We start from the raw sequence: 17,843 nt of genomic DNA, 5'->3' as shown, positions 1-17,843 counted from the left end.
CCGGGATCCTCCATCATACGAGGAACGTCCCCGCTTCCGAACGGAAGGGGGGACGTTCCTTATGTCAGCAACAGCAGCTGGTGTTGGGATGTTCCTTGTCATAGGCTTCGCGGGCGCGCAGGAATTCCTTCTCGCTGAGAGGCCGTTCACCGGGATGTTCAGAGGCGAAGCGTTCAAGATAATGGTCGTACCTTGCTTCGCCGCTGATCTCCCGCATGTACCAGACCACGCCACGCCACGCCCTGGTCAGCGCCGCCGCCAAACGTCGCGGCATCAGGCGGCCGCCTTGCTTTCATGGGCCAGTTCGTAGGACTTGGCCGCATACTCGCGGGCGACCTTCTTCTCCAAGGAAGTGGCGATCAGGCTGGTCGGGGCGAACCATTCGGATTCGACGAACGGATCCTCGGAAGTGGTTTCGGCTCCGAACCTGCCGGCCTTCAGAGTCTTCACGATGACGACGACGCCGCAGATCAGGAAGGTGGCCATCATAATCAGGAAGAATACGGACAGCACGCCGTCAAGATAGGCGTTGGACAACGATGCCTTGGCATTGGTCAGCGCCTCGCCGGTCAGTTCTCCGGAATCGATCTTGGCCTGCCACGTCTTGGCTGCGGCGAAGTAGCCGATCTTGGAATCGAAGATCTTCTGGAAATCGGCGGTGAAGGTCACGGCCACATCCCACACAAGCGGTATGACCGGAATCCACGCGTACTTGGCACGGCCCATCTTGACCACGCACACCGTCACCAGCATGAAGCAGGCGGCGGCAAGCAACTGGTTGGAGATGCCGAAGATCGGGACCATGGCGTTGATGCCGCCGTTGGCGTCGGAGACGCCCATGTACAGCATGGTGCCCCACAGCGCGGTGGCGATCAGCGTGGTGATGATGTTGCCCGGACGCCAAGTCGGGTCGCCGAACTTCTTGAGCTTCCTGACATTGGCAAGCATCTCACCGATCTGGTAGCGGGCCACACGGGTGCCGTTGTCGACGGTGGTAAGGATGAACAACGCTTCGAACATGATGGCGAAGTGGTACCAGAAGGCCATGGAATTGTGGCCGCCAAGGTAGGACTTCAGGAAGGACGCCATGCCCATGGCGAAGGTGGTGGCGCCGCCGGTACGAGACACGATGGACTTCTCGCCGATGTCGGAGGCGGCCTGCTTCAGGGCCTCGACGCCTTCATATGTCTTGGTGTCGCCGTTGGAGCCCTCGGATTCCCAAGTGACCTTCATCTGGTTGCCTTCGATGTCGGAGACCTTCATCGAATTCACCGCCTTGACGGCGGCTTCGGCCTGCTCGTCGGCGGCGGAGGTGGAGGTGATGGTCATGCCGGAGGCGGCGGAGATCTGGGCCGCGGACATGTTGGTGGAGAAATACACGCCCTGGGAGATGGTGATGGCCGCAATCAATGCGATGACGGCGGTAAAGGATTCGACCAGCATGGAGCCGTAGCCGATCATGCGGATCTGGTTCTCCTTCTCCAGTGCCTTTGGAGTCAGGCCGGAGCTCACTGCGCCGTGGAAGCCGGAAAGGGCGCCGCAGGCGATGGTGATGAACAGGAACGGGAAGAGGTTGCCGGAGAAGGTCGGACCGGTCGATGTCGAGGCGAGTTCGGTCAGCCCCGGCACCTTGACGGACGGGTTGGCGATGATGATGCCGATGACGAGCAGCACCAGGGTGCCGATTTTCATCAACGTGGACAGATAGTCACGCGGGGTGACGAGCAGCCAATGCGGCAGGGCGGCCGCGCAGAAGGAGTAGATCACCAATGCGATGACCAGTTCCTTGGCGGACAGGGTGAAGATCGGGGCGAGTACCGGGGAGTCGGCGATCCAGCCGCCGGCCACGATGTCAAGCACAAGCAGCACGAAGCCGAGAATCGTGGTTTCGATGACGCGACCCGGGCGAAGGAAGCGCTGGTAGCAGCCCATGATCAGTGCGATCGGGATGGTCATGCCGATGGAGAATACCGCCCATGGGGATGCCGCCATGGCCTTGATGGCCACGAGGGCGAGGAACGCCATGGCGATGGCGGTCATGACGACCAGGAAGATCGACAGCACCATACCGCCGAACTTGCCCATCTCGTCGGCGGCCATCTGGCCGAAGGAACGGCCGCGACGCCTGGCGGAGATCCACAGCATGAGCATGTCCTGCACGGCACCGGCGAAGATCACGCCGAGGATGATCCACAGCACGGACGGCAGGTAACCCATCTGAGCGGCCAGGATCGGGCCGACGAGCGGCCCCGCACCGGAGATGCCGGCAAAATGCTGGCCAAAGAGCACGCGGCGGTCGGTACGTTCGAAGTTGGCGCCATCATGCACGCGTTCGGCCGGAGTGGCGTTCGCGTCGTCGGTACGCATGATCTTGATCTGGATATAGTACGCGTAGAAGCGGTATGCGATGGCATAGGAGCAGATGGCCACGACCACGAACCAGATGGCGCTGATCTGCTCGCCTCGGGATACGGCCAGGATGGCCCAGCCGATGGCGCATACGATGGAGATGGCGGCCCACAGCAGGGCCTTCGGCCAGGTCCACACCATCTTCGGCTTCACACCGACCGGCAGACCTTTCGAATTGCGAATGACGCGCTCCGCTTCTTCTGGCGTGTAGTCATCCTTGAACTCCAGCTTGCCCGGCGCTGGCGCCGGGGTGCCGGCAGTGCTTGCTGCACTAGTCATTATCGTTCTCTCTCAGTAGATAGCTTTTGGATGTAGCCGGATTCGAATGATCGAACCCTTTCTCGCTTGTGGCTAAGGCAACAGCGTATGCGAGAGAATCGTATTTCTGGGTTACTTCTCACGATATGGGACACGCCCGGAAGCCACCCTATCGATGGTTCTTCCGACGATGGGCCTTAGGCGAACTGGGAGTTGTAGAGGGCCGCATAAGCGCCACCCTTGCGCATAAGCTCGCCATGATCGCCTTGCTCGATGATGTCACCATGATCCATGTAGAGGATCAGGTCGGCGTCGCGGATTGTCGACAGCCGATGGGCGATCACGAAGCTGGTTCGGCCGCTCATCAGTTTGGTCATGGCCTTGCCGATCTCCGCTTCGGTTCTGGTATCGACGGAGCTGGTCGCCTCATCGAGAATCAGGATCGGCGGGTCCACGAGGAATACACGGGCGATGGTGAGCAGCTGCCGCTGGCCGACCGACAGATTGCCGGCCTCGTTGTCAAGCACCGTATCATACCCCTGCGGCAGGGTGCGGATGAAGAAGTCCGCATGCGCGGCCTTGGCCGCCGCAACGATTTCATCGCGCGTGGCATCCGCCTTGCCGTAAGCGAGGTTTTCGGCGACGGTTCCGCCAAACAGCCACGTATCCTGCAGCACCATGCCGAATTCGTGGCGTAGATCGCCACGTGCCATATCGGCCGTGGGAACGCCGTCCAACGTGATATGCCCGCCGTCGATCTCGTAGAAGCGCATGAGCAGGTTGATCAGTGTGGTCTTGCCGGCGCCGGTCGCGCCGACGATGGCGATCTTCCTTCCCGGTTCGGCCACGAAACTTACATCCCTCATAAGCGGCCGGTCCGGCTCGTAACCGAAACGCACATGGTCGAACGTCACACGACCGCGCACCGGCTCCATCACCTGCGCCGGTTCGGCCGGATCGGGTCGTTCCTCTTTTTCGTCAAGCATGGCGAAGGTACGTTCGGCGGAGGCGAGCGCCGACTGCAGCGAGTTGATCATGTAACTCGCCTCGGTGATCGGCTCGCTTACCTGATTGACATATTGATAGAACGCCTGAGCCACACCGATGGTCATACGGCCCGAGATGACCATCCAACCGGCCAGCAATATCACGAACATCTGTGAGAAGCGCGAAATCATACGAATCAGCGGATTCACGCAGTTGGTCAGAAAATCGGCGCGTTGCGTCACCTTACGGGTGTGCTCGGCTGCGTCATCCATCGCGGCGATGCTTTCGGTTTCGTGATTGTAGGCCTTGATGATGTTGCGACCCTTGTAGTATTCCTCGGCCAGGCTGGTGAGTTCCCCGACCGTCTCCTGCCGCAGCGATGCCACTTCGAGGTTCCTGCGCGCCACCAGCTTGGTGACCAGCAGGTTTACCGCGATGAATGCCAAGGACACGACGGTGAGCAGCCACGAGTAGTAGAACATGATGATCAGCGAGCCGATGATGGTGGTGATCGCCGTGATCAGGCGTAGCAGTCCGTTCTGCATGACTTCGCTGATGCGGTCCAGGTCGTTGGTGACCCGGCTCAGCACCTCGCCAGGCTTGTTGCGGTCGAAGAACCGCAGCGGCAATCGTTGCAGCTTGGCGCTCACCTGCTTGCGCAGGGTGAGGTTCAGGTTTTCGGCCACCGAAGCCATCAGGTATGACTGCAGGTAATAGAAGCCCCACTCCCCCGCATACATGATGGCGAGAACCAGCAGATTCCAACCGATGCCACCATTTGCGAAGCCGATGGTGAACGCCGTATGCCGCTCCCGGCAATCCTTGATGGCGTTCCACAACGCGTCGACCACGACGGCGCTGTACATCGGGGCGCCGATATGGAAGAAGGTGTACAGCACGATCGAAGTGCCGACGACACCGAGACGTACATGTTGATCCCCCAGCTGCGAGAACAGACGTTTGGCGGTGCCGAGGGTGTTCTTCGGCGTGTCCAGCTCCCGTTCGCCGACGGTGCCGTCGTCGGTTCCGACGTTGTCGTTCATCTCGGCCATGTCACACCTCCTGCCCCATGGTCGGTTCCTGTCTGGTCTGCGACTCGACGATTTCGCGGTACACGTCGCAGCTCGTCATCAGCTCGTCATGCCTGCCGATGCCTGCCACCGCACCGTCGGACAGAACGACGATCCGATCGGCATGCTGGATGGTGCTCACACGCTGCGCGATGATCAGCACCGCACGATCGCCCATCTCCTCATGCAACGCACGACGCAGTGCGGCATCGGTTTTGAAATCAAGTGCGGAGAAGCTGTCATCGAAGATCACCAGCTGTGACTCGCCGACCAACGCGCGGGCAATCGACAGGCGCTGCCTCTGCCCGCCGGAAAAGTTCGTACCGCCTTGCGCAACACGGGCATCAAGGCCGTCGGGCGATTGCGAGACGAATTCCGTGGCCTGCGCGATGTCGAGCGCATGCCATAGCTCGGTTTCGGTCGCCTTCGCATCGCCGTAGCGAAGGTTGTCCCCGATCGATCCGGAGAACAGCCACGCCTGCTGTTGCACATACGCAATGCGTTCGCGCAGATCATGCTGGCTCATATCGCGCAGATCCACGCCATTGAGGCGGATCGAACCGTAGTTGGCGTCGTGGAATCGCAGCGCAAGCATGGCGATGGTCGATTTGCCGGAGCCGGTACCGCCGATGATGGCCGTGGTCTGGCCTTTGTTGCATGAGAAGCTTACGTGCGTCAGTGTGTTCTCCTGCGCATCGGCGAAACGGAAGGTCACGTCGTCGAATGCCAGCACCTCACCATCGTCGAGGGGCTCACGGTCCGTCATATCGACGGCCTCTCCCTCGACCGGATCGGCGATCTGCGGACTATGGTCAAGCACAAGGCGAATACGTTCGGCGCATTCAAGGGCGCGAGGCAGGGTGATGATCACCATCTGCGCCATCATCAGGTAGAACAGGGCCATCATCGAGTATTCGACGATGGCGGTGATGTCTCCGATTTGGAAACGCCCGGCGCTGATGCGACCGCCCGCCAGGACGTAGACCAGCACCACGAATGCGTTGATGGCGAAATACGACAGGCCATCCAGATTGGCGAACAGTCGGTTGGCTTTGATGGACGTGCCCGCATATTCGGTGAAGGTCGCATCCATACGGGCGCGCTCATGCCGTTCCTTGTTGAAGGCTCGGATTACGCGAACGCCGGTCAGATTCTCCAGCAGTACGGCACCGATGCGGTCGAGCAGCTTCTGCAATCTGCGAAACAGCGGCGAGGCGGAACACATGATGAAGAACGCCACGATCAGCACGAAGACGATGGCCAGCAGCAGCCAACTCGCCATGTACGAATCCAGACGGAACGCCAAGGTGAACGCCATGACGAAGATGACCGGCACCGGCAACAGCATGTTGATGACGTTGGTAAGCGCCATCTGGATGTTCACTACGTCGTTGATGGTTCTGGTGGTGATGGATGCCGTGCCGAAATTTCGGAAGTCGAAGATCGACAGGTCCAACGTCTTGCGATACAGCGCCATGCGCATGTCCTTACCGATGCGGCTGCATAGCTGCGAACAGCAGTAGCCGCCGCCGATGGCGCAGATTCCGGAGCACAACGCCGCCACGCCCATTTTGAGGGCGGTGGCGGTCATGACGTCGAATGATGCGGAGGTGGCGGCCTCGTTGAGCAGCTCAGCCGCGAAGGTGGGAATGACCAATGCGCCGATCACGTCGGCGAACACCAGTATCAGCGTAAGAATGAATAGGCCCCAGTATGGTTTGATGAACCGGATGACCAGCCGCATATGTTCCCGTCCTTACTCCTGCTATCGGCTCGTCTCGAGTTTTTTCAGCGCAACTCGGTAACCATATTGCCATATTTACGATAAAAAACAACTTCTACAGAAAATCTTATATTGTAGCCGCGCCGTGCAACATCGCACCCGTACCTAGGCGGCGAACACCAGTTGGACGAGCAGCATGTAGACGATGGTGCCGCCCGCAATCGACAGCAGCATGTTCCTCTTCCATAGGTGCAGCAGCACGATCACGGCGATGGCGATCGCCTCGGGAATGCCGTGGCTGCCGGAAAGCGGTTGCACGCCCTTCAACGAATAGACGACGAGCAGGCCGGTCATGGCGTATGGCAACACTTTGCCAAGGTACTCAATGACACGCGGCGGCTGTTTGGATTCGGGGAACAGCAGGAATGGCAGGAATCGGGTGATGACGGTACCGAGCACCGCCATCAGTACGGTCACGATGCCCTGCCAGGTGGTCATGATCATCATGCGCGGCCCTCCCGCCCGTCGGATTGCATATCGGTTTTCAGATCATCAAGATACGGACGCAGCATGAGGAACATCACCAGCATGACGGCCAGCGAGGGGATCATGAAATCGTCGGCGCCGAACAGCGCCAGACAGATGGCCGGCACGACGATGCCGGTCAAAGCGGCCATGTGGCTTTTGCGCTTCGAACTCATCCACTGATCCACGAAGATGACCACGAATAACGCGGTCATCACGAAATCCAGTCCGGAGGTATTGAAGGTCAGCCGTCCACCGACGATGCCGCCGATGGTGGCCCCGAGCACCCAGGAGGCCTGATTGAGCAGCGAGACGAAGAAATAGAACCAGCCGCGATCCACATTGCCGGGAATCCGTGCGCTGTTGTTGACTGCGAAGGTTTCATCGCACATGGCGTAGATGAGGTATGGCTTCCTCAACCCCATGCCCTTGAATCTGCCGAGCATGGAAATGCCGTAGAACAGATGACGGGTGCCGATCATCATCGCAAGCATCAGCGTGGCAAGGGGATTGAAGGCGGAGACCAGCAGGTTCACGGTGACGAATTCCATGGAACCCGTGAAGATGAACGCACTCATGCACATGGGCCACAGGAACGAGAAGCCACGGGTGCCCATCAGCAGGCCATACGACATGGCGAGGAAAAAGAAACTGATGCAAATCGGCAGCACCTTGGGTACGGCGGCCCGCAAAGCCTTGGTCTTCACACCCTTCTTCTGACGCACCGACGTCCTCTCCTTCACCATCGCGCCCGACGATCCCTCGAGGATCATGGTAACGGCACCATCGTCGTATAAACGCCCTGCCGATTATCGATGCTGCTTATGACGGGTTCAACAACTCAACAAGGGCGGCCGCCCTACTATGCTCATGTATGAGAATCACCACTGGTGAACCCGCAAGTCTAAGGAGTATCGATGAAGACGCTGGTTTTGGTGTTCCACCCGCATCTGGAGAAGTCGCAGGTCAATCGCAAGCTCATGGACATCGCCGACGAGACCGGCGACGTGACCGTGATCGACGAGTATGCCGCATACCCGGATTTCCGCATTAATGTGGAGCACGAGCAGAAGCTTATCGAGTCACATGACCGCATCGTGCTGCAATTCCCCTTCTACTGGTACAGCTCCCCTGCCTTACTGAAGCAATGGGAGGATGCGGTGCTGCAGGCCGGTTGGGCGTATGGCGGCGGACACGCATTGGAGGGCAAGGAATTCATGGTGGCCGTCTCCACCGGTTCCCCCGCCGATTCGTATGCCCGTGAGGGCAGCCACGTACGCACCATGGAGGAGCTGCTCTCACCGTTCGAGACGACGTTCCGCCATGTGCACGCCACGTATCTCGAACCGTTCCTGATTCAGGGCGTCGCCACCTCCACCGAAGCGCAGATCGATCGGGCCGTCGCCCAGTATCCGACCGCGCTGACCGATTGACCTTCATTCCAACCGTCGGGCACGGTCAGGGCGTCGTTGTCGCCTGACCGTCGTCGACATCCCCAAGCCATACCGACGCCAAGGTGCCGTATGCGTCGGTATGTTTCGGGTTGATTGGTCTCACCCAAGCCGTGCCGACGCGGAGCCGCATCCCCGCCGCCCGAAGAACCTCGTCACGCCTGCTGGCTGTAATCGTGATGGGCGAGCGCGAATGCCGGCGGCTCGCCGGGTATCCGGTAGTACGGGTGCTGCGGCAGGCTGTTGATTTCGTCCATTTCGGCATCGGTCAGGGAGAAATCGAAGATGTCGAGATTATCCTTCATATGCTGGGGGTTAAGGGTCTTCGGGAAGATGACGTTGCCTTCCTGCAGATGCCAGCGCATGATGATCTGGGCATTGGCCTTGCCGTATTTTCCGGCCAATCTTGTGAATACCGGTTCCTCCAGCAGCGTGCGGTCGCCGTGCCCGAGCGGATACCAGCCTTCGAACACGATGCCGACGTCTTCCAGCTGGCGCTTGAGCTCATGCTGGTTCCAATACGGATTGATCTCCACCTGCAGCACGGCCGGTTTGATTTCGGCCACATCAAGAATTTCCTGAATCTTGTGCATCGGGAAGTTCGACAGGCCGATCGACCTGACCTTACCGGCCTTGACGGCCTCTTCCATGGCCTTCCATCCCGCCACATACTCGCCGTAAGGCTGATGGAAAAGCAGCAGGTCGACGTAGTCCATGCCGAGTCGTTCGAGCGTGGCATCAATGTCTTTTGCGCATTGCTCATACGGGTAGCTCTGGGGGAACAGCTTGGACGTGACGAACAAATCCTCGCGGGCCATTCCGGATGCCCTGACGACCTGCCCGACGGCCACTTCGTTGAGGTACGCGTTCGCGGTGTCGATGTGTGTGTAGCCGGCGTCCAGCGCCTGTGGCAGGTGTTCGAGCACCTCCTTCGACGTCATAAGGAATACGCCGTAGCCGATGGCCGGGATCTGCAGGCCGTTGTTCATGGTGAAGTTTTGCATGGATCCTCCCTGATCTGGTCGATATGCATGATCGTCGCGTTCCTGGATTTTGCCGCGATATGCGAACGCAACGAAATGCTTAGTGAATCATGGTACTTCCTTTTCTCGCGATCCCACTGAGTACCAGGAACCCCGGGGGGGAGGCATCAACGGTCGACACGGCTTGGATCATTTGCGTTTCGCCCAAAGCATATGGCCGCACGCCATCCGAATATCGCCATGATGTATACCCATTGGTATTACAACAATAGTTTCCATGCATAAAATGCATGGAAAAGCGTTCGTGACGAACATTGGTTTGCATTCGGCTTCGATTCCATAATGGGTCTTGCAACAACACCGACAACACGATTCGAAGGATTTCATGGTGGAATACAGCAAAGGCTATGTATACGAACTGATGGACCAGGGCGGCCCGACCGACAACCGCGAGCCGTACTTCAAGGAGGCGGTCGACGAGATGATGCGTGCCCGTACGCTGTGCGCAAAGGCGAACCAAGCCATGCCCGACGACCCGTCCTATGTGGGTTATCTCGAGGAACTGTTCGGACGCAAGCTTGATGACGTACGCATCCTGACGCCGTTCACCTGCGACTTCGGTGGCGGCCGCGTGAAGTTCGGCAAGAGCGTGTTCATCAACCATTCGGCCATCCTGTCCGCTTCGGGGGGCATTGAGTTCGGCGACAACGTGCAGGTGGCGCCGGGTGCGCGCATCGCCACCATCAACCATGACTTCAACGCACGTCATTCCATTTACACCTATGGCAAGGTGACCATCAAGAAAAACGCGTGGATCGGCATGAACGTAACCATCTGCCCGGGCGTGACCATCGGCGAATACGCCGTGATCGGCGCCGGTGCGGTGGTCACCAAGGACATCCCGGATTATGCGGTCGCCGTCGGGTCCCCGGCCAAAGTCATCAAAATGCTCGACCCGAGCGAACAGCAGGAGTAGGGAGAGCCGTCAGGATTCGGCCGCGACTTCGCGTACGCATGTGAGGAAGGCCTGGGCCGCCGGGGCAAGCGGCTGATCCTTCTTCCATGCGATATGCAGCGCGATGTGCATGGGCGGATCGAGCGGCCGGAAACACAGTCCGCTCCCCTCGCTCGTATCGACAAGCCCTTCCAGGCTCATGGCGCAACAGCATCCGGCACGCACGAATCGGCTTGCGTTATACGTAAGGTTCATGGTGCCGACAAGGTCATACGGCCGCAGATCGGCGCCATACCAACCGGAAAAATCACGCCGTACCAGCGAACCCTTCGGCACGATCATCGGCAGGCCCTGCAGATCTTCGGCATGAACGCTGGCCTGCGCGGCCAATGGGTTGTCGGGCCTCATCAGCACCCCCATCTGGTCTCCGCCCGGCAATGGGAAGTGATCGTAGCGGCTCATGTCGGTCGGCTGCACAAGCACGCCGAAATCGGCCAGCCCGTTGTTGAGCCGTTCCACGATGTTTTCGCCATAGTCATCATGAAGCTGCACGCGGATGCCGGGATGCAGCTCCCGCACATGCATGGCGGCCTTGGCAAGCACATCCATGACCGAAGATTGCGCGGCTGCGATATGCACGCTGCCCTCGATCTCCTCGCCAGAGGCGATTTCGGATTTGGTGCGGTCGGCAAGCTCCACGATTTCGCGCGCACGTCGGTACAGCAGCTGGCCTTCATGCGTCAGCTCCAGCGCACGCCCACGATTGCCCCGCACGAACAGCGTAGCGCCCATCTCCTCTTCCAGCTCCTTGATCTGACGGGACAACGCAGGCTGACTGATACGCAAGACATCGGCCGCGGCGGTGACGCCCTCCTCCTGCACCACCGCAATGAAGTTGCGCAATACTTTGATTTCCATAATCGCCCCGTTCCGTCGACTCCATGCATCAACACTATAAGTATATGCATTTTTTCGATTAATTACTATAGCTGATTTGTATTTGTTATATTTTTCATCCGGTCATACGCTGGCAACACCACACAACGTTCATCATCGGAGGATATTGAGATGACCAAACCAACCCATGTTCTGTTCATCGGTGCGACCGGCAGTATCGGACGGCTGGCCGTGGCCGAGGGACTGGCCCAGGGGTATCAGGTGCGCGCCCTGGTACGTGACGCGGGCCGCGCACGCTTCGACGCCCGGGTAGACGTGTTCGAGGGCGATCTGACCAGCGTCGAATCGCTGAAGGGCGCACTGGACGGCATCGACGGCATCGTATTCACCATGGGTGCGCATGACGGCCCCTCGATGGTCGAGAAGATCGATTACGGCGCGGTCCACAACGCCCTACTCGCCTTGGATGGACGTAAGGTGCGCATCGCCCTGATGACGGCAATCGGCGTGACCTACATGGATTCGAAATACAACCGTGACTATCAGGCGCACGATTGGAAAAGACGCTCCGAGCGTCTGGTGCGCGCCAGCGGCAACGAGTACACCATCGTGCGCCCCGGCTGGTTCGACTACAACGATTCCGACCAGCAGCGGCTCGTATTCCTGCAGGGTGATACGCATCGCCACGCAAGTCCGGAAGACGGCGCGGTCGCACGCGCACAGATCGCGCGTGTACTGGTGTCGGCGCTGGGCAGCGACGAAGCCGACCGCAAAACGTTGGAGCTCATCGCCGAGCAGGGTCCGGCACAAGCCGACCTGACCCCCCTGTTCGAGGGTTTGGAACCGGATGCGGCCGGCTCGTTCGATGGCGTATACGATGAGGCGAACTTCCCGCTCTCCACCCAGCCGAAGCGCGTGCTCAAGGATCTCGACGCGATTCGGTCACTGGCCTGACCACGAAGACCATACGGCGATAGGACGGCGGAAAACCATGAACATTCGCAAAGCACTTTCGGCCTGCCTGTGCATCACCGCACTCGCGCTCGGCGGATGCGGATCGACGCCCTCTTCCGGCGACACATCGTCCGCAAGCCCGAAATCCGAATCATCCAGACAAACGGCAACCGATTCATCGAAAGGAAACAGCATGGTGGTGGTATATTTCTCCCGCGCCGGCGAGAATTACGGCGTAGGCAACGTGAAGGTCGGCAACACGGCGAAACTCGCCGAAGCGATTGCCAAAGAGACCGACGCCCCGATCATCGAGATCACCCGCAACGAACCCTATCCGGAAGGCTATGACGAGGTCACCAGTGTGGCACAGGACGAGCAGCGCGACAACGCCCGCCCGCAGATTACGCTCAACGGCGACACCGACGCCTTAGATTCGGCCGACACCGTATTCCTCGGCTACCCGATCTGGTGGGGCGACGCACCAATGCCGGTATACACGTTTCTTGAAGGCCGCGATTGGAAGGGCAAGACCATCTACCCCTTCTGCACGCATGAGGGCAGTGGCCTGGCGTCGACGTCAGGCAGCATCGCCGACGCGACCGGCGCGACCGTGAAAACCGGCCTTGCCGTGCGTGGCACCGATGCACAGAAGAACGCCGACAAAACCGCCAAGGCGGTCAGCGATTGGATAGCCAAGGCCGGTCTATAGGAGATTCGATCGGTTCGGTCAGTCCGGCTGCTTCAGCGCACCTTCAAGCCGAAGCAGCCGGGCTTTGGTTTTGAGACCGCCCGCATAACCGGTAAGACCGCCGTCGGCGCCGATGACGCGATGGCAGGGCACCATGATGCCGACCGGATTGTGATGCACCGCACCGCCGACGGCCCGCGCCGAAACCCTGCGGCCGTCGGCGCGTTTCGCCTCCAACCGATGCGCAAGCTCACCGTATGAAACGGTCTCGCCATAGGGGACTTCCCGCAGTAGCGCCCAGATCTCCTCACGAAACGGCGTCCCCTCCAGCCGTATCGGCACATGCACTTCCGGCTTGCGCCCCTCGAAATATTCATCCAGCCAACGGAAGGCAAGCCTGAAAACCGGCAGGTCGTCCGTCCATGCCGCGTTGTCGTCGTCACTATCCTCCGCATGCCCGTCGAACCACAATCCCAGCAACGCCTCACCGTCCGAGATCATCGTGATGCCACCAATCGGCGAATCGTAACGCGTCTTGTATCTCCCGCCCATCACACACCTCCAGACGGCTTCATTATGCACAATGTACCGCGGCATACGCAAGGGGTCGTAGTCATTTCAATCGATGACCCCTCCGGTTTCGATGGCATCCAACAGCTTGTCAAGCACATGCTCGAACTGCAGTTTCTCCTCATCCGTCAGCACGTTCAGAAGCATGGGCTTGGTCCGAAGCATCCCCTCGGCCAGTTCGGCTCCGGCATCAGTGAGCCTCACCACGAAGACGCGGGCATCATAATCACTTCGGGTCCTCTGAATCAGCCCCTTGCGCTCCAGCTTATGCACCATCTCCGACGTCGATTGCGGCTGCACGTGCAATTCCTGTGCGAGTTCGCGCTGCGACATGCTCCCACGCTCGCGTAACAAACTGACGATACGCCCCTGACCTCGACTCGACAACGAGAACAGTGACGGATTACCACCACCCGTGTCATTACGTCTGGCGCTCATCTTCTTTGCGAACTCGCTTTGGAATGCCATGTATTTCTGCATGATTCGCACATCGCGCTCGACATCCTCACTCCGCCGCAAATCCGTCATAACGCCTCCGATACGGCTTGGATTCCACCTCAAGACACACCGATTCTATCAGGGTATTTGACTATTTATTCAGGTACCCATACTATATGAAATCAATCAGGGTACCTGATAATTAGTTTTTAGACATCACCATCTCCAAGGAGCGAGCATGGCCATTCCAGCAATACAGACCATCGACATCACCAAACGCTATGGTTCGAAAAAACGTCGTGGACGGCGTCTCCCTCACCATCAACCAAGGCGAAATCTTCTCGATTCTCGGCCCAAACGGTGCAGGCAAAACCACACTTCTGCGGATGCTTTCCACACAATTGCCCGTGGATGGCGGTACCGCGTCGATTTTCAACTACGATGTCAGCAAACAACCTGAACAAGTGCGTCGCATCATCGGTATGACCGGCCAGTTCACCACGATTGACAATGATCTGACCGCCATGGAAAACATGGAGATCATCGGCCGACTCAACGGCTTGTCCCGCAAACAGGCTCTCAGCCGCGCCGATGAACTACTCGAGCGATTTTCCCTGACCAATGTCAAGGCCAAGGAACTGTCCGCTTTCTCTGGGGGCATGCGCAGGCGACTCGACCTAGCGTCAAGCCTGATGACCCATCCAAGACTCATCATCCTCGACGAACCGACCACAGGCCTCGATCCCATTACACGTAGCGAAATGTGGAACACCATCCGCCAGCTCGTCAATGAAGGCTCCACCGTACTGTTGACCACGCAATATCTGGAAGAGGCCGATCAGTTGGCTGACCACATTGCCATCATCCGCAACGGAAAGGTCATGGCTCAGGGAACGCCAAATGACCTGAAGAATCTGATCGGCGATACCCATCTGGAAATCCGTTACGACAACAAACATCAGATGCGGGACGCGCAACGGATCATCAGCGGACACCTTCCCTCAACGCATATCTCCCGATCATCGGAATCAGATACTTTGATCCTCAACATGAAGGAATCGACGGACATGCTGGATCTGCTCAACCATCTGCACGATCTCAATCTGACCCCAGATGAATTCTCGACGAGCAAACCCTCATTGGATGACGTGTTCGTCAGAATCGTTTCCCAAGATACCGGCAAAGCCGACAAAGCAATCGGTAAGTAGGTCGCACCGCAACATGGCCTGCAATCATCCCGGCGCATTCAACCACTTTCCCCACAGCAAGCACCAAGGAGACATCATGACAACCACTTTCCCCACCACCGCACAGACCACGACACTCAGTCCGATCATCACACTGATGAAGGATACGATCACGCTGGCCAAACGCTCACTGCTCAAGCTCAAACACAATCCTGGAGCACTGGTAGATGTCATACTGCTTCCGATTATCTTCATGATCATGTTCACCTATCTGTTCGGCGGCGCAGTGGCCGGCAGCGCCACGAAATATCTGGCCACCGTAGTCCCTGGCGTGGTTGCGTTCGCATTGCTGATGGCCTCATCGAACTCAGGCACCCAACTTCGTGAAGATATCGAAACCGGCGTGTTCGATCGATTCAAGTCACTGCCAATCGCCCGCATGGCGCCGCTGACCGGTATGCTGACCGCCGACATCATCCGCTATGCCATCGCCTCCCTGTTCGCCGTAGCAGCCGGATACATCATGGGATGGCGACCACAAGCCGGATTCGGATGGGTACTGCTCGCCAATCTGCTGGTGATCTTCGTCATGTGGTGTGTCAGTTGGGTGTTCGCGCTTATCGGCGTGCTGGTGAAATCGTCCGGCACCATCTCTGCATTGTCCACCCTGACCACCATGGTCCTCGGCTTCGTCTCCAACGCCATCGTACCGATCGACACCCTTCCCGCGGTCTTGCGGGCATTCGCCAGAATCAACCCGGTCACTTACCTGGTGGATGCCTATCGTGTCATGGTCACGCAAGGCATACTTGGCGATGAGGCACTGGCCGCACTGTTGGCGGGAGGCATGACCCTGATGGTCTTCATTCCGCTCACTGCCATTTTCTATCACAAGAAAATCTGACACGAAATCATCCGATGATGCCTTGCAAACGCCCGCCGCTACGTATGTCGGGGATTTCACAGGAGCGAAAGCGCCAATCAGAATCGCCCATGAACGCCTATCATGGTGCTAGTGGCAGGCATCGACGAAGGAGTTGGCATGGGATATGCGTTGATCACGGGAGCCTCCGGCGGCATCGGACGCGAGTTGGCCTCGCTATTCGCGGCGGATGGGCATGATCTGGTGATCACGGCCAGGAATCGAGCTAAGCTCGCCGAGATGCAAGGTCTTCTGGAACGACATTACGGCGTGCACGTCGAAACGTTCGCCATCGACCTGAGCGAAGACGGCGCCCCGCTGAAACTGTACGATTACACGACCTCGCACGGCTTCATCATCGATTATCTGGTCAACAATGCCGGCTTCGGCGAATGGACGGGCTTTTTGGACGGCACCTGGCGCCGACAGCATGAGATGATGCGACTCAACATGAATGCGTTGGCCGAACTCACCTACCGGTACGGACGGGATATGCGGGAGGCCGGCACAGGGAGGATCCTCAATATCGCATCGGTCGCTTCCATGATGGCCGGTCCGTACATGGCCATGTATTTCGCATCGAAGGCGTTCGTGCGTTCGCTGTCCGAAGCGGTGGCGTATGAGCTGCGCGGCACTGGCGTGACCGTGACCTGCGTATGCCCCGGTCCGACTGCGACCGGTTTCGAGAAGGCCGCAAAGATGAGCGGACGTAACTTCTTCACCATGACCAGACCGGCCACGGCCCGTCAGCTCGCCATCTACGCGTACCGCAGGATGTTGCGGGGCCGAACACTTGCCTACCACAGCATGTTCACCAAATCGGGCGCATTTGCGGAACGAGTGCTCCCCCGCTCCGTGACCCGTCGCCTCGCCGCGTTCATGAACGGTGGCGATCCGAAACGAAGGGGCTAGGCGACCCCACCATTTCAACGCCTCTTCTTCCGCATACGCCCGTTCCCCGTGTTCCAGCCGGCATTGCAGGAGTCGTGCCGGACGATATCAGACGCCTTCAACCACGCAGATTCAATAACGGAATTGCATGAATCAACATGTTTCATCGACATTGGATATGCGAAACGCTTTGTCGTAGGCTTCCAGGCATACCAAGGGAAAGGAACGAGAACACCATGAGCAAACCTTACATCGTATGCCACATGATGATGTCGATCGATGGCCGCATCGACTGCGGCATGACCGCGCAGCTGGCAGGCAATCATGAATACTATGAGACACTGGCGGCGCTGAACGCCCCGACCCGTGTAAGCGGACGCGTCACCGCACAGCTGGAGATGGCCTCCGGGAAATTCCACGGCACCGGCAAGCCGCTCGGCCATGAGGCCTTCTCCAAGAAGACCGATGCCGAAGGGTACAACGTGATTCCCGACACCAGAGGCACGCTGAGTTGGTCGGATGATTCCGGCAGCGCCAAGCCACTGGTGATCCTGACCTGCGAGCAGGTATCCGAGGACTATCTGGCATTCCTGGATTCACGCAACATCTCGTGGATCGCCACGGGACGCGACCGCATCGACCTGGCACGCGCCAGCGAGATTCTCAACGAGGAATTCGATGTGGAACGCATGGCCGTAGTCGGCGGAGGCACCATCAACGGCGGATTTCTCGACGCCGGGCTGCTCGACGAGGTGAGCATCCTGATCGGCCCCGGCATCGATGGCCGCAAAGGCATGTCCGCCACCTTCGATGGACTGCCGATGAACCGCAGGCCCGTCGCCCTGAAACTCGAATCCGTCACTCCTTATGACGACGGCGCGGTCTGGTTGCGTTATTCGCTGTGACCTTCGGAACGGCTTTCCGCGAATCGTCGA

General features: G+C 58.8%; 19 protein-coding genes. 8 read left to right on the top strand and 11 right to left on the bottom strand.

Going from position 1 to position 17,843, the window contains the following annotated elements; translation table 11 throughout:
* Positions 1 to 64 precede the first annotated feature (64 nt).
* From BMOU_RS06025 to BMOU_RS06000, 6 genes are all read right to left on the bottom strand, one after another.
* A complete protein-coding gene (locus tag BMOU_RS06025) occupies positions 65 to 274 on the bottom strand; it encodes a CstA-like transporter-associated (seleno)protein (protein ID WP_034875811.1) in 210 nt (69 codons plus the stop codon).
* Complete coding sequence (locus tag BMOU_RS06020; RefSeq protein WP_034875809.1) at positions 274 to 2,688, bottom strand: carbon starvation CstA family protein; 2,415 nt, start codon at positions 2,686 to 2,688, stop codon at positions 274 to 276. Before BMOU_RS06020 ends, BMOU_RS06025 begins: the two co-directional genes overlap by 1 nt.
* Before the next feature lie 176 nt (positions 2,689 to 2,864).
* Positions 2,865 to 4,706, bottom strand: coding sequence for an ABC transporter ATP-binding protein (locus tag BMOU_RS06015; RefSeq protein ID WP_034875807.1), 1,842 nt, complete (start codon positions 4,704 to 4,706; stop codon positions 2,865 to 2,867).
* Position 4,707: 1 nt separating this feature from the next.
* Complete coding sequence (locus tag BMOU_RS06010; RefSeq protein WP_034875806.1) at positions 4,708 to 6,468, bottom strand: ABC transporter ATP-binding protein; 1,761 nt, start codon at positions 6,466 to 6,468, stop codon at positions 4,708 to 4,710.
* 144 nt (positions 6,469 to 6,612) lie between these two features.
* Complete coding sequence (locus BMOU_RS06005; protein WP_034875841.1) at positions 6,613 to 6,951, bottom strand: branched-chain amino acid transporter permease; 339 nt, start codon at positions 6,949 to 6,951, stop codon at positions 6,613 to 6,615.
* Positions 6,951 to 7,718: an AzlC family ABC transporter permease gene (locus tag BMOU_RS06000; protein ID WP_034875840.1), complete on the bottom strand. Its 768-nt coding sequence runs from the start codon at positions 7,716 to 7,718 to the stop codon at positions 6,951 to 6,953. The genes BMOU_RS06005 and BMOU_RS06000 overlap by 1 nt, the downstream gene beginning before the upstream one ends.
* A 171-nt stretch (positions 7,719 to 7,889) precedes the next feature.
* On the opposite strand from BMOU_RS06000, the gene BMOU_RS05995 reads away from it, so the two are divergent.
* The gene (locus BMOU_RS05995; protein WP_034875805.1) at positions 7,890 to 8,405 is read left to right on the top strand and encodes an NAD(P)H-dependent oxidoreductase; all 516 of its coding nucleotides are present in this window, start codon (positions 7,890 to 7,892) and stop codon (positions 8,403 to 8,405) included.
* Positions 8,406 to 8,578: 173 nt separating this feature from the next.
* Here the strand turns inward: BMOU_RS05995 and BMOU_RS05990 are convergent, their stop codons facing one another.
* Positions 8,579 to 9,427: an aldo/keto reductase gene (locus tag BMOU_RS05990; protein WP_034875804.1), complete on the bottom strand. Its 849-nt coding sequence runs from the start codon at positions 9,425 to 9,427 to the stop codon at positions 8,579 to 8,581.
* Positions 9,428 to 9,791: 364 nt separating this feature from the next.
* Between BMOU_RS05990 and BMOU_RS05985 the strand changes: the two genes are divergently transcribed.
* Positions 9,792 to 10,382 (top strand): DapH/DapD/GlmU-related protein, encoded by a 591-nt coding sequence (locus BMOU_RS05985; protein ID WP_200864827.1) that lies wholly within the window; start codon positions 9,792 to 9,794, stop codon positions 10,380 to 10,382.
* Between the two features lie 9 nt (positions 10,383 to 10,391).
* Here the strand turns inward: BMOU_RS05985 and BMOU_RS05980 are convergent, their stop codons facing one another.
* Entirely contained in the window at positions 10,392 to 11,279 is an 888-nt protein-coding gene (locus BMOU_RS05980; protein ID WP_034875803.1) for a LysR family transcriptional regulator, read from the bottom strand.
* A gap of 150 nt (positions 11,280 to 11,429) precedes the next feature.
* Between BMOU_RS05980 and BMOU_RS05975 the strand changes: the two genes are divergently transcribed.
* Positions 11,430 to 12,212 carry an SDR family oxidoreductase gene (locus tag BMOU_RS05975; protein WP_034875802.1) on the top strand — a complete coding sequence of 261 codons (783 nt, stop codon included), beginning with the start codon at positions 11,430 to 11,432 and terminating at the stop codon, positions 12,210 to 12,212.
* On the opposite strand, the gene BMOU_RS05970 is transcribed toward BMOU_RS05975, so the two are convergent.
* A complete protein-coding gene (locus tag BMOU_RS05970; protein WP_034875801.1) occupies positions 12,201 to 12,407 on the bottom strand; it encodes a hypothetical protein in 207 nt (68 codons plus the stop codon). The two genes, BMOU_RS05975 and BMOU_RS05970, sit on opposite strands and share 12 nt — an antisense overlap.
* Between BMOU_RS05970 and BMOU_RS05965 the strand changes: the two genes are divergently transcribed.
* Positions 12,406 to 12,921, top strand: a complete 516-nt coding sequence (locus tag BMOU_RS05965; RefSeq protein WP_034875800.1) for a flavodoxin — start codon at positions 12,406 to 12,408, stop codon at positions 12,919 to 12,921. The two genes, BMOU_RS05970 and BMOU_RS05965, sit on opposite strands and share 2 nt — an antisense overlap.
* Before the next feature lie 18 nt (positions 12,922 to 12,939).
* Here the strand turns inward: BMOU_RS05965 and BMOU_RS05960 are convergent, their stop codons facing one another.
* Together BMOU_RS05960 and BMOU_RS05955 are read right to left on the bottom strand one after the other, a co-directional pair.
* Positions 12,940 to 13,452 carry a methylated-DNA--[protein]-cysteine S-methyltransferase gene (locus BMOU_RS05960; RefSeq protein ID WP_034875799.1) on the bottom strand — a complete coding sequence of 171 codons (513 nt, stop codon included), beginning with the start codon at positions 13,450 to 13,452 and terminating at the stop codon, positions 12,940 to 12,942.
* 66 nt (positions 13,453 to 13,518) lie between these two features.
* Entirely contained in the window at positions 13,519 to 13,998 is a 480-nt protein-coding gene (locus BMOU_RS05955) for a MarR family winged helix-turn-helix transcriptional regulator (protein ID WP_051428928.1), read from the bottom strand.
* Between the two features lie 191 nt (positions 13,999 to 14,189).
* On the opposite strand from BMOU_RS05955, the gene BMOU_RS05950 reads away from it, so the two are divergent.
* The 4 genes from BMOU_RS05950 (at position 14,190) to BMOU_RS05935 (ending at position 17,813) form a co-directional block, all read left to right on the top strand.
* Complete coding sequence (locus BMOU_RS05950; protein ID WP_200864826.1) at positions 14,190 to 15,116, top strand: ATP-binding cassette domain-containing protein; 927 nt, start codon at positions 14,190 to 14,192, stop codon at positions 15,114 to 15,116.
* A 76-nt stretch (positions 15,117 to 15,192) separates the two neighbouring features.
* Positions 15,193 to 15,999 (top strand): ABC transporter permease, encoded by an 807-nt coding sequence (locus tag BMOU_RS05945; protein ID WP_051428927.1) that lies wholly within the window; start codon positions 15,193 to 15,195, stop codon positions 15,997 to 15,999.
* A gap of 138 nt (positions 16,000 to 16,137) precedes the next feature.
* Positions 16,138 to 16,929 carry an SDR family NAD(P)-dependent oxidoreductase gene (locus BMOU_RS05940; protein WP_034875798.1) on the top strand — a complete coding sequence of 264 codons (792 nt, stop codon included), beginning with the start codon at positions 16,138 to 16,140 and terminating at the stop codon, positions 16,927 to 16,929.
* 215 nt (positions 16,930 to 17,144) lie between these two features.
* Positions 17,145 to 17,813, top strand: coding sequence for a RibD family protein (locus BMOU_RS05935; RefSeq protein WP_034875797.1), 669 nt, complete (start codon positions 17,145 to 17,147; stop codon positions 17,811 to 17,813).
* Positions 17,814 to 17,843 lie beyond the last annotated feature (30 nt).

This window comes from Bifidobacterium moukalabense DSM 27321 (assembly GCF_000522505.1).
Lineage (GTDB): Bacteria > Actinomycetota > Actinomycetes > Actinomycetales > Bifidobacteriaceae > Bifidobacterium > Bifidobacterium moukalabense.
This window is presented reverse-complemented; position numbering and strand designations above follow the sequence as displayed.